9 protein-coding genes are annotated in these 13,053 nt (G+C 39.8%); 6 read left to right on the top strand and 3 right to left on the bottom strand.

Annotated features, from left to right (window positions below; genetic code table 11):
* Window positions 1-115: 115 nt before the first annotated feature.
* On the bottom strand, window positions 116-850 hold the full coding sequence (locus IEV17_RS10665; protein WP_004664580.1) for a phosphoadenylyl-sulfate reductase: 735 nt from the start codon (window positions 848-850) through the stop codon (window positions 116-118).
* A gap of 172 nt (window positions 851-1,022) precedes the next feature.
* Between IEV17_RS10665 and thrH the strand changes: the two genes are divergently transcribed.
* Entirely contained in the window at window positions 1,023-1,640 is a 618-nt protein-coding gene (gene thrH, locus IEV17_RS10660; RefSeq protein ID WP_004664578.1) for a bifunctional phosphoserine phosphatase/homoserine phosphotransferase ThrH, read from the top strand.
* 85 nt (window positions 1,641-1,725) lie between these two features.
* Here the strand turns inward: thrH and IEV17_RS10655 are convergent, their stop codons facing one another.
* Window positions 1,726-2,955, bottom strand: coding sequence for an OmpP1/FadL family transporter (locus tag IEV17_RS10655; RefSeq protein ID WP_004664576.1), 1,230 nt, complete (start codon window positions 2,953-2,955; stop codon window positions 1,726-1,728).
* A 295-nt stretch (window positions 2,956-3,250) separates the two neighbouring features.
* Window positions 3,251-4,783: an outer membrane protein transport protein gene (locus IEV17_RS10650; RefSeq protein WP_004664575.1), complete on the bottom strand. Its 1,533-nt coding sequence runs from the start codon at window positions 4,781-4,783 to the stop codon at window positions 3,251-3,253.
* A gap of 490 nt (window positions 4,784-5,273) precedes the next feature.
* On the opposite strand from IEV17_RS10650, the gene kdpA reads away from it, so the two are divergent.
* From kdpA to IEV17_RS10625, 5 genes are read left to right on the top strand one after another with little or no spacing between them, the layout of a single operon-like run.
* Window positions 5,274-6,971 carry a potassium-transporting ATPase subunit KdpA gene (gene kdpA, locus IEV17_RS10645; protein ID WP_034602042.1) on the top strand — a complete coding sequence of 566 codons (1,698 nt, stop codon included), beginning with the start codon at window positions 5,274-5,276 and terminating at the stop codon, window positions 6,969-6,971.
* A 16-nt stretch (window positions 6,972-6,987) separates the two neighbouring features.
* Window positions 6,988-9,000 (top strand): potassium-transporting ATPase subunit KdpB, encoded by a 2,013-nt coding sequence (gene kdpB, locus IEV17_RS10640; RefSeq protein WP_004664571.1) that lies wholly within the window; start codon window positions 6,988-6,990, stop codon window positions 8,998-9,000.
* Window positions 9,001-9,009: 9 nt separating this feature from the next.
* The gene (gene kdpC / locus IEV17_RS10635) at window positions 9,010-9,645 is read left to right on the top strand and encodes a potassium-transporting ATPase subunit KdpC (protein WP_004664570.1); all 636 of its coding nucleotides are present in this window, start codon (window positions 9,010-9,012) and stop codon (window positions 9,643-9,645) included.
* 12 nt (window positions 9,646-9,657) lie between these two features.
* Window positions 9,658-12,306, top strand: coding sequence for an ATP-binding protein (locus IEV17_RS10630; protein ID WP_004664569.1), 2,649 nt, complete (start codon window positions 9,658-9,660; stop codon window positions 12,304-12,306).
* 10 nt (window positions 12,307-12,316) lie between these two features.
* Window positions 12,317-13,021 (top strand): response regulator, encoded by a 705-nt coding sequence (locus IEV17_RS10625; protein WP_004664568.1) that lies wholly within the window; start codon window positions 12,317-12,319, stop codon window positions 13,019-13,021.
* Window positions 13,022-13,053: the final 32 nt, after the last annotated feature.

Here is a 13,053-nt window from a genome sequence, read left to right as displayed (position 1 = left end):
GTTGTGTGAAGTATATACGGTTTGGTCTGGTTAAAATATGACTTTGTACAGGGGAGTCAGAAAAAATAAAACCACTGATGAATCAGTGGTTTTTATATACCAAATCTGCTAGGAATTATTTTTTCAGATTGCCCGAGTGTAATCCACACTCTTTGTGAGTTGCTTCTTCCCACCACCAACGACCTTCACGTTCATGTTGGTTTGGTAATACAGCACGAGTACATGGTTCACAACCAATTGAAATAAAACCACGTTCGTGTAGCGGGTTATATGGAATTTCCATCATTCGAATATAACTCCATACATCTGCACTGCTCCAATTTGCAAGCGGATTATATTTAATCAGTTGCTTGCCTTCACCTGAAAATCCAACATCCGCTTGAACTACGGGAATCTCATTACGTGTGCCTGGGCTTTGATCTTTACGTTGCCCTGTAATCCAACCATCCAAAGTCGCTAATTTTTTACGTAAAGGTTGTACTTTACGAACGCCACAGCATTCCTGATGACCATCTTCAAAAAAGCTAAACAACCCTTTTTCATTTACCAACTGCTGTACAGCAGCGGATTCAGGGAAGCAAATTTCGATCTTAATATTGTAATGTTTACGCACAGTTTCAATAAATTGATAGGTTTCTGCATGTAAACGCCCTGTATCTAAACTAAATACACGGAATGGTTTACCAATACGAGAAGCAATATCAATTAATACAACATCTTCGGCACCAGAAAATGAAATTGCAATTTCGCCTTCTTGGCTTAAAGCAAGCTCTAAAATTTCTCGTGGTGATTTATCTGAATATTCAGCAGCGAGCGCATCTACAAGGTCAATAGTCGGAATAACAGTCATAGGTGTTCCTGGCGAAAGGCTTGGGCACAATTGTAAATCATTCTAAGCAAAGCCATTTGCTTGTCTTCGATTTTAATCTTGCAGAATAAAATCGTTTTATTTAACAACAGCGCAAAAAATGAAAATCTTAATGGTATGATACAGCAATTTTTAATCAACATTGGATGCATTCATGGAAATCGTATGCCTAGACCTTGAAGGGGTACTTGTACCAGAAATCTGGATTAACTTTGCCAAGAAAACAGGAATTAAAGAATTAGAAGCGACGACGCGCGATATTCCAGATTATGATGTTTTAATGACTCAACGTTTAAACATTTTAAAAGAGCATGGTTTGGGTTTAAATGATATTCAAGCTGTGATTGCTGATATGGGACCATTTGAAGGTGCAAAAGAATTTGTTGAATGGGTGCGTACACATTTTCAACTGATTATTTTATCTGATACTTTTTATGAGTTTGCACATCCATTGATGAAACAATTAGGTTGGCCAACGATTTTCTGTCATAAACTTGAAACTGATGAAAATGGCATGATTACGGCGTATAAATTACGCCAGCCTGATCAAAAGCGTCAGGCAGTGAAAGCATTACATGGTTTAAATTTTCGTGTGATTGCTGCAGGTGACTCTTATAATGATACGACTATGTTAGGTGAAGCAGATCATGGTTTCTTATTTGATGCACCAGCAAATGTAATTGCTGAATTCCCACAGTTTCCACCATTGCATGGCTATGAAGCATTGAAACAAGCAATACGTTCTGTATCACAACGCGATATTCCAGAATAATTAAAATTTCTAAGCTTTTTATGAAAGATAAAGGAAATTTAAAAATAAAAGGCGCTTCTAAGCGCCTTTTATTTTTTACTATTTATTAGAATTTATAACCAATTTTCAAACCATAAGCGATCGCATCATTATTTTCAAACTCAGCTACGTAGTTCGGCGTATTAAATTGAGAACCTGATTGTGCTTTGGCATCCCCTAACCAGAAATACTTTACACCACCAGCAATAAAGTAATTCGGGGTAGGGCTATATTGAACTCCTAGACCTACATTCCAATAACCTTCTGTTGGCCCGAGTGTTGTAACTGGGTTACCTGCACCAGAATCCCAACCTACAGATACATTACCAGCCCAATGATCATTGACTTTACGGCCTACGCCAGCAGTTACAGAATATTGGTCATCTGTATAGGCAACCAAATCAAAACCATCTTTTTTACCAGTATTTTTTACAATATCTGATAAAAGTGAAGCTTCGCCAAATTTATAAGGGCGGATTGCAAAGTCTTTCCAATTCACCCAACGTAAGTTCGCAAATGCAATCGTGTTCTCCATGATCCCAGTTTGAAAGTCAAGATTGATGGATTGAGGTGTGGTGATTTCTGTTTGTCCTTCAGATTTATTAATTTGAATTAAACCCGCATTTAGATCTGCTGATAACGTCATTCCTGCAATACCATGCTTTTCATAAGCATTCATTTCATGCTTGATTTTTGCACGATATGTTAAAGATGCTTTGAGTGCAATTTCTGGAATTTGATAAGCGACACCAGCTAACCACCCAACAGCTTCATCACGTCCAGTTTTAAAGTCATAACCACTATAAGCACTGTAACTTACACCACGTAATAATACCGTTGCATCTAGTGTTTGATAAACAGCTCCTGCATAGAGGTTCCAGTTTTGATTTGGTTGATAACCTAAAATTAAATTCAAATCTTCAGTATCAACTGTAACTGAGGTACCACCTTTAAATGGAAAAGGGCGACTTTCAATAAAGTTATTTTTGCCTTTGTATTCTGCATCAGCTCCATAGGGTTGGTCATAAATAAGGCCAATAGAGAATTTTTCGGTTGCTTGGATTTTTAAAGCAGCGTTTGGCGAGTAATAATTACCTGCCATATTACCTGTGTCATTTTGTGAATTATCTTTTCCTGATACATTTGGATCAAGAACTGAAATACCTGCTTCAAAATAGTTGCCTGCTTGTAAAAAAGGGGCAATAGATTGACCTGAACGATCTAAGGCTGCTGCAAAAGCTGAAGTGGTTGGGAGTAAGCTAAGTAAAAGAGCGTGCTGAATCGCATTAAGCTTCATTGATATTTTCTCTCATATCACTTTGTAACAAGAATGTTGCGAAAAGTAACATAGTTTTTATGGCTCAAAATATTTTACAAATGTCCATAAATGAACTGATAAAGTCATGAAAATTTCTTGAGAAGTGTAGTGTTATATACTAGTCGGTATATTTGTAAATTTATTGTTAATACTTTGATTTATCGTATTTTCTATATTTTAAGAATCATTTGTAATAAATTTTTGAAACTATTTATTTTTAACACAAAAATAAAAAAGACCATCAAATGATGGCCTTTTTTATTCGATGTATTGATTAGAAACGGTAACCGATTTTCATACCATATGCGATTGCATGATTGTCTTTAAACTCAGCTAGATAAGCATCTGTTCCAGCATCTGCACCTGATTGTGCTTTAGCATCGCCTAACCAGAAGTATTTTACTCCACCTGCTATAAAATAATTAGATGCAGGACTATATTGCATACCTACACCAAGATTCCAATAACCTTCTGTAGGGCCTAAAGTCGTTACAGGATTACCAGCACCAGAATCCCAACCTACAGAAACATTACCAGCCCATTTTTCGTTAAGTTTACGTCCAACACCTGCTGTCACTGAGTATTGGTCATCAGAGTACTCAACTAGGTTGAAGCCTTTACCGCCAGTTGCTGCTGTTGCTAGTTTTGAGATTTGTCCGAATTTATATGGTTGAACAGCGAAATCTTTCCAATTTACCCAGCGGATATTTGCAAAAGCAACAGTATCAGCCATAATTCCTGACTGTAAATCAATATTTACAGACTGAGGTGTTGTTACAGTTGTTGTACCTGAACCATTTTTTATTGCTGCAACTTCTGTTGGATATAAAGCACCGATTGCCTCGTATCCTGTTTCTGTTGCATTTTTAACATCATGATCAATTTCTGAACGATAAGTAAGTGATGCTTTTAATGCAATTTCAGGAATTTGATAAGCCGCTCCTGCTAACCATCCCCAGCCATCAGTATTTTTAATATGGAGATCGTAGCCATTATAAACACTATATGCTGAACCACGGAGACTGATATCACCTTTTACAAGTTGATAAACAGGACCAGCATAGAGTGTGATATTTTTAATTGGTGAGAAACCAAAAACCATAGAGAGGCTTTCTGTATCTACATCAACACTAGTCGCTCCTTTTACACCTTGAACAGTTGTATCTGCTTTATTAATTGCATCACGGTATTGTTGTGTTACACCTTGAAGAATACCATTATCAATAGTTGCTTTTGTAAGACGCCCGATATCAGTATTTGCATTATAAACAGCAAGTGTTTCACCAGTTTTGGTTTTAAGAAGTGCTTGACCTGCTGCTGTTGTTAAATCAACACCAGCTGTTTGTAATTGTTTACTAACAGCAAGACCGACACGTTGTTCCGCAGTTAATGCATCAAAAGTCGGTTTAGCACGCGCCATAATGACATCTTCAAGTGCAGGTGAAAAAGCTTTATCTGCTCCATTTGCAACAAAAATATTATTTCCTGAGTATGTAGCCGCAGCACCAAATGGTTGATCATAAAGTAAACCAAAGGAGAATTTATCATTAAATTGAACTTTTACAGCTGCTGTAGGGAAGTAGTAATCATCAGCCATATCCTTGATTTGATCATGAGGAGCAGGTGTTTTACCAGCTTCTTGCCCTTCAACAGTTGGATCTAGAACCGAGAGACCAGCTTCAAAATAGTTACCTGGTTGAAAAAAAGCAGACATTGACTGACCTGAGCGATCTAATGCAGCTGCAAATACTCCAGTTGCAGGTAGCGTCGCTAAAATCATTGCAGTGCTAAGATGTTTTAATTTCATTTTAAATCTTTCCTTGAACTTCAAGATTTTCTAAGTAGAGAAGCTATGATTGGCTTGTCAAATCATGTATTGAAATAGATTTGATATAACTTCATGTAACAAAAATACCATAATTAAAATAAGAGTAAATGTTCTAAATGAACTTGTCAGTACGATTGATTACATGAAAATGCACAAAAAAAATGCTATTTAAATTTATGTACATTTGTGTTTTTATTGGTAATATGGTGATAAATATAAAGTATTACTAATAATTTAAAGTGTTTTGTTTTTGCATTTCTTTTTAATTTTTTTTTAATAAGGTCAAAGATTTTTTGTAAAAATTAAGAAATTTTTCTCCATAATTTTTCTTTAAAGCATTCTTTCACAACACAGAGAAGAGTTTAGGAATAATTTTACGCAAAATTTACGTTCACTGGTTTTTTCAATATAGAGAATTTACACCCTCAATTTCCATACTAATGATGACCTATTTTAAATGGCATATGCTATGTGGGAATTTATTTCTGTCTTCGTCCTTTCATTGTTGCTGGCGTATCCACTAGGTGCTTATCTTGCGGATGTGATGCAAGCCAAGCCAATGAAAAGTGACCGTTTTTTTAAATTGATTGAGCAACCGATTTATGCGGTACTCGGCGTCAAGCGCAGCGGGATGAACTGGAGACAATATTTGGGTGCTTTTGTTCTGAGCAATATTTTATTGCTGGGGGCAAGTGTCGCTATTTTAGTGACTCAAGCTTGGTTACCCTTGAACCCAGATCATATTCCTAATATGAATTGGGACTTGGCTTTACATACCACCATTTCATTTCTGACTAATACTAACCAGCAGCATTACTCGGGGCAAGCGCAACTGTCTTATCTATCGCAAATGACAGTGATTGTGGGGTTGCAATATTTGTCGCCCATTATTGGGCTTGCATTATTGGTCGCAATGTTAAGAGCTTTGTTCCTGGAATCTGCTAAAGAAAAAGGTTCAGATCAAAACAATTGGAATCAGATCAATTTAGGCAATTACTGGATGGATATTATCCGACCATTGTTTAGATTCTTTATTCCACTTGGTTTAGTTTTTTCTTTGCTGCTCACTTTTCAAGGTGTTCCAGCAACATTATCTGCTGGTCCAACCGCACAGGTCTTGGATCAAACAGTAGAGCTTAAAACCCAACATATTCCACTTGGTCCAGTCGCGCCAATGGTCGCGATTAAACAACTGGGGAGTAACGGTGGTGGTTGGTATGGTCCGAATAGTAGTGTGCCTTTAGAAAATCCAACGCCGTTATCCGATGTGATCGAGATGATTGCGATCTTGCTGATCCCATTGTCGGCAGTATTTATGGTGGGGCGTTTTATTCAACGCAAGAAATTGATGTGGATGATTTTTGGCACAATGTTGTTGATGTCGTTGGCTTCAACCTTATTAACTTTGTGGACCGAAAAATCATCTTTAAGTGTTAATGCTGCGTTGATGGAGGGGAAAGAGCTTCGTTTCGGTGCGGATGCATCTGCATTATGGGGAAGTTTGACCACGCAAGTGAATAACGGTTCGGTCAATATGATGCATGACTCAGCCTCACCACTGACAGGATTGGTTGAGCTGTGCAATATGCTGATTAATGCCATTTGGGGCGGTATCGGCTGTGGTCTATTACAGTTCTTTATTTACCTGTTCTTGGCTGTATTTATTGCAGGCTTGATGACCGGACGGACCCCTGAATTGTTTGGTCGAAAAGTGGAAGTCACTGAAATTAAGCTTTTAGCTTTTGTGATCTTGTTACAACCTGTAGTGATTCTTGGTTTGACGGCCATTGCAATTGCTTTCCCATCCATGACAGGGAATTCAAATCCAGCATTTCACGGCATTAGCCAAGTGTTTTATGAGTATGTCTCTGCTTTTGCCAATAATGGTTCAGGTTTTGAAGGCTTAGGCGATAACACCCTGTGGTGGAATCTGAGTGCCAGTATCGCTTTATTGGCAGGGCGTTATAGCGTGTTGATTATTCCAGTTTTGATCGCAGTCAGTTTGGCAACCAAGCCTCAAGCAGCCGAAAGTAAAGGTTCTTTACATATTGAGTCACCGACATTTGCACTGACTTTAATCGGGATCGTGTTGATTCTCACCTTATTGCAATTCATGCCAGTGTTGGTGATCGGACCAATTGCTGACTACTTGTCTATAAAAGTTTAAGTGTGGAGCAAGCACAATGAAACATTCAAATGCGACACAACAGATGGATATTTTGAATAAAGAAATTATTCAACAAACCTTTTATAAGCTGTTGCCACAGTACGCTTTTAAAAATCCAGTAATGGCCTGTGTCTGGGTGGGTACAATCTTAACGATTATCGCAACCTTGATGGGGAGTACCAGCTTCGGTTTTGGTCTGCTGCTGAGTCTGATCTTATTGGTCACGGTATTATTTGCTAATTATGCAGAAGCGGTTGCAGAAGCCAAAGGCCGCGGACAAGCCGCGTCATTGCGTCAGGCACGTGAAAACTTAACCGCAAATCGTATCCTCGATTTAAATGCGGTACCCAATACGATTTCTGCCAATCTACTTAAAAAAGATGATCTCGTCATTGTTAAAGCGGGTGAGATTGTCCCTGCGGATGGCGAGATTATTCAGGGTTTTGCGACCATCAATGAATCAGCCGTTACAGGAGAGTCTGCACCCGTACTACGTGAAGCCAATACCGACCGTTCAGGTGTGATTGGTGGCACTAAGGTCTTGTCGGATGAAATTATTATTCGAGTCAGTAATGAGGCAGGGCATAGCTTCTTAGACCGTATGATTGCCTTGGTGGAAGGTGCCAACCGTCAAAAGACACCGAATGAGATTGCACTGAGTATCTTATTGAATATCATGACCATCACCTTTATTGTGGTGGTGCTGACCTTACCTGTTATTGGTTCAATGATCGGGATCAAAATCAGCATCGTCTTGTTGATTGCACTATTGGTATGTTTGATTCCAACCACGATTGGCGGCTTGTTGCCTGCGATTGGGATTGCAGGGATGAACCGTGCTTTAAAAGCCAATGTCTTAGCTAAATCTGGCAAAGCGGTTGAAGTTGCAGGTGATATTGATGTGTTGCTGTTGGACAAAACAGGCACGATTACCTATGGCGACCGTCAAGCCACCGCCTTTTATCCATTGGCAGGTGTAACGCCAAGTGAGTTGCGCCAAGCCGCGATGTTGACTTCTTTTGCTGATCCAACCCCTGAAGGGAAATCGGTGGTGAGTTTGGGTAAAGAAATGGGAGAGAGCATTCGTGAGCCTCAAGATGCCGAATTCATTCAGTTTAGTGCATCGACACGATTGTCTGGTGTGGATTTGGCGACAGGGCAAAAGATTCGTAAAGGCGCAGTGGATGCCATTCTTAAATTCACCCATCAAGATATTAAGGATAACGTTGAGCTTAAAACTCGTGTCGAACAAGTGGCATCAAAAGGTGCAACACCACTCGTAGTGGCTTCGAATCACAGCATTTTAGGGGTAATTGAGCTATCGGATGTGATTAAGCAAGGCATTAAAGAGCGTTTTGCGCTGTTACGTGAGATGGGTATCAAAACCATTATGGTCACAGGAGATAATCCTTTGACTGCAGCAGCGATTGCTGCTGAAGCAGGTGTGGATGACTATATTGCTGAAGCGAGACCTGAAGATAAATTGGCTTGTATCCGTAAAGAACAAGCTGCGGGTAAATTGGTTGCTATGGTTGGTGACGGTACTAATGATGCACCTGCATTGGCTCAGGCTGATATTGGCTTAGCCATGAATTCGGGAACTCAAGCCGCGAAGGAAGCAGGTAATATGGTGGACTTGGACTCTGACCCAACCAAATTGCTGGATGTGGTGGAAATTGGTAAACAACAATTGATTACCCGTGGTGCATTAACTACTTTTTCCTTGGCAAATGATGTCTCCAAGTATTTTGTGATTTTACCTGCACTGTTTGCAGTCGCAATTCCACAACTTGGGGTACTGAATATTTTACAGCTTAGTAGTCCAAGCAGTGCCGTGATTTCCGCTTTGATCTTTAATGCTTTGATTATTCCAATGTTGATTCCATTGGCGCTCAAAGGCGTTCAATTCAAACCTGCCAGTGCACTGCAATTGTTACGCCGTAATATGCTGATTTACGGTGTAGGTGGCGTGATCTTTCCATTTATTGCGATCAAGTTGATTGACCTTATTGTGTCATTGTGGATTTAGGAGTGAAAAATGAATACTTTATTGAATCATGAGCAATTGAATCAACAGGACTTGGCATTATCTAATCAAGGACATTCAGTCCTACGTCCGAGTCTAGGTTTGATTGTGGTTGGTTTTTTCATTGCAGGGGTGCTGTATTCTACGGCTAGTGTTTCTATTGCTCAATTGCTCTTTCCAAAGCAGGCGAATGGTAGTTTGATTGAGCTGAATGGAAAGATTGTGGGTTCGAGTTTGGTGGGGCAAAACTTTGTTAGTGAACAATATTTCCATGGACGACCGAGTGCGGTAAGTTACAATGTAGATGGCATGGCAGGCAGTAATTTGGCAACCTCTAATCCTGATTTACAAACACAAATTAAAGAACGAACAGTGCAATTTGCACAAAATAATCATATTACTGAGCAACAAGTGCCAAATGAGATGGTGACAGCATCAGGAAGCGGAATCGACCCAGATATTTCACCTGAAAGTGCTTTATTACAGGTGAAACGTGTGGCACAGCAACATCATTTGCCTGAGCAGCAAGTTCGTGATTTGGTACAACAACAAATTCAGCCTGCGCAATTCGGCGTATATGGGCAAGCCCGAGTGAATGTGTTACAGCTAAATTTAGCCTTAGATCAATTGTCATCGACCACACGTTGATAGAGCGTAATTATGCAGATCGACCGTAATAACAAAGCAGATGCATGGTTGGCACATAGTCAACGTGAACAATCTGGACGTTTGACCATTTTCTTGGGTGCAGCACCTGGAGTCGGGAAAACCTATGCCATGTTGACCCGAGCGCATGAACTGATGCAGCAAGGGCAGCATGTGGTGGTCGGTGTGGTGGAAACTCACGGTCGATCTGACACCGAAGCTTTGATTCAAGGGTTGAATGTTATTCCAAGAAAGTCTGTGGAATATCAAGGGCGAATGTTAGACGAGATGGATCTTGATCAAATCCTCAAATTAAAGCCTGAAATTGTGTTGGTGGATGAACTCGCACATCTTAATGTACCCAATAGTCGGCATGAATATCGTTGGCAGGATGTCAATGAGTTGTTGGATGCAGGCATTGATGTCTATAGCACCTTAAATATTCAGCATTTGGAAAGTCTGAATGATGTGGTTTTTCAAATTACGGGGATTCGGGTAACTGAAACCGTCCCCGATGCATTACTGAAACGTTTGAAAGATATTCGATTGGTTGATTTACCTGTTCCTGAATTATTAGAACGGATGAATCATGGCAAGATTTATTTCGCCGATGTTGCCCCTCATGCATTACAAGGTTTTTTTAAAGCTGCAAATTTGACAGCGTTACGTGATCTGGCAATTCAAACTGTTGCAGGGCAGGTCGATATTGATTATCGAGAAAAATTTGTTGCGCAAGGGCAGATTATTCCGATTCAAAATCATGTCATGTTGGCGATAGATGGTTCTGAATTCTCTGAAGATTTGGTACGCCGTGCCCATCGGATTGCGGAAAGGCGCAATGCAACCTGGAGCGTCATTTCGATTCAAAAAAGTAAGGTTGAAACGACTCAAGCCTTTGCAGTGACGAAGGCTTTTAATCTAGCACGTAAGCTCGGTGCAGACACTTATTTACTCTATAGCAATCATATTGCATCGACCATTTTACAGGCAGCTTATGATTATGGTGCATCTAATATTTTACTTGGCAAAAGCCCTCAAAAATCGCTATGGCAGCGTCTATTTTCAGATCATATTGCCGATCAACTGTTAGAGAAACAGCATCCTTTTGAAATCACCTTTGTTCAGCCTTTAAAAGCCAAAAATAATGAAAAGCGTTTGCAGAAAGATGTGGCGCATTCATCTTGGCTGGAACAAGGTTTAGCGTTTAATCAACGTGAAGTGTTTGAAAGTATTATCATTGTGTTCCTAGGATTGATTGTGGCAGCAATTAGTGATCATTTTATTGGGTATAGTGATTTAGCTTTAATTTTTATTGTGACTGTATTACTGGTTGCGATACGCGCCCGCATGTTGATCACGATTATCAGCGTATTCATCTGTTTTCTACTCTACAACTACTTTTTTATCGAACCTCGATTTACCTTTATGATTAGCGCTGAACGAGGCGTGATTACCATCATTACATTTATTGTTTCAGCCTTACTGGTTGGGCGTTTAGCCAACCAATTACGTGCGCAGGTCTTGAGTTTACGTGCTGCAAATTCAGTCTCGTTACAGTTGCAAGAATTGGAAAGAAAACTATCGACCTGTGTGGATATTGAACAGGTATTAACCGTCGCCAAACAACATTTAGAGACCTCATTAAATGCGACAGTCTGGTTAAAAGTTGAAAATCAGTCTTTGGGTGATGTCTCTGCTTTAAATGAAAAAGATCAAATAGCCGCAGATTGGACGCAGAAGAATGCGAAACCCTGTGGACGCTTTACCAACACACTGACCAATTCTGAATGGTGGTTTATTCCACTGAATTTAGTGAAAGAATATGGCGTGATTGCAATTCGGTTTCATCAAAATGCTCAAACCATCAGTTTTGAATTACAACGTTTAACTGAGTTGATGATTGAAGATATTGCGCAAACCATTGCTCGGGTTCAACTCTCGTTACAGTTAGAAAATTCTAGAGTAGTGGCTGAAACGGAAAAACTACGTTCAGCTTTACTTTCTTCGGTATCGCATGATTTACGTTCACCCTTAGCAGCGATAATTGGTTCAGCAGATACGCTCAAATATTATGGTGAACAGATGCCTGAAAGCGATCGGCATGAATTATTAGACACTATTCACATTGAAGGGGAACGACTGGATCGTTATATACAAAACCTATTGGATATGACTCGACTAGGTCATCAGGGTTTGACTTTAAGTCGTGCTTGGATCGGTGCAGATGAGCTGATTGGCTCGGCAACGCAACGACTGAAACGCTATCAGCCTGAGGTGAAAATCGAAGTTGCTTTGGCGGAAGAACTTCCGCAATTGTATGTGCATCCTGCTTTGATTGAACAAGCCATTTTTAATGTCTTGGAAAATGCCGCTAAATTTTCACCAAATGATGTTCCGATTGAAGTGAAGATTCAGCAAGAGGAACAATTTCTGCAAATTGACATTATCGATCAGGGGATTGGCATTCCCGAAGATGAACGCGAGCAAATCTTCGATATGTTCTACACCATGCAGCGTGGTGATCGTGGTAAAACGGGAACAGGTTTAGGGCTAGCGATTGTCAAAGCCATTATTGGCGCACATATGGGCAGTATCGAAGCTTTTGCTGGAACAGATGGTCAAGGCACCTTAATTCGCATACGATTATCGTTACGTCAGGGTTAAACGATTTTTTATGTCGCAAACAATTTATTCAAATGCATCAATTCTGATTATTGATGATGAGCCTCAAATTCGAAAATTTTTAGACATCGCCTTACGCGCGCAAGGTTATCAGGTGCATGTTGCTGAAAATGGTATGAAAGGCTTAGAAATTTTGGCAACACGAGGTGCGGATTTACTGATTTTAGATTTGGGTTTACCAGATATGGAAGGACAGGAAGTATTGACCGAGATGAGGCAATGGTCAGATATTCCTGTGATTGTGTTATCTGCCCGTCCTGATGAAAATCAAAAAATTAAATTGCTCGATGCAGGTGCAAACGACTATGTCACCAAACCGTTTAGCATTCAGGAATTATGTGCCCGTATTCGGGTGATGTTTCGCAATAAACCACAACAGTCTGAACAGAATATTGTATTTGACGATGGTCAATTATCTGTGGACGTGGCTGAACATGTGGTGAGGTTCACGAATGAAGAAATTGTTCTCACAAAAAAGGAATTTCAACTGTTAGCACTATTGATTCGCCATCAGGGTAAGATCGTTACGCAAAAGCAAATTATGACCGAGTTATGGGGCATTAGCCATGAAGAAGATACCCATTATCTTCGAATCTTGGTGAAAAAACTCCGTACCAAAATTGGAGATTCTGCGATCACTCCAAAATATATTTTTACCATTGCAGGCGTGGGGTTACGTTTCCAAGGGCAATCCTAAATTGAAAATAAAAAGAGAGTTTGCAAAACTCT

Origin of the sequence: Acinetobacter modestus (assembly GCF_014636095.1) — a bacterium.
GTDB lineage: Bacteria > Pseudomonadota > Gammaproteobacteria > Pseudomonadales > Moraxellaceae > Acinetobacter > Acinetobacter modestus.
Note: the sequence above shows the minus strand (reverse complement) of the source record. Positions and strands in the feature narration are given on the sequence as shown.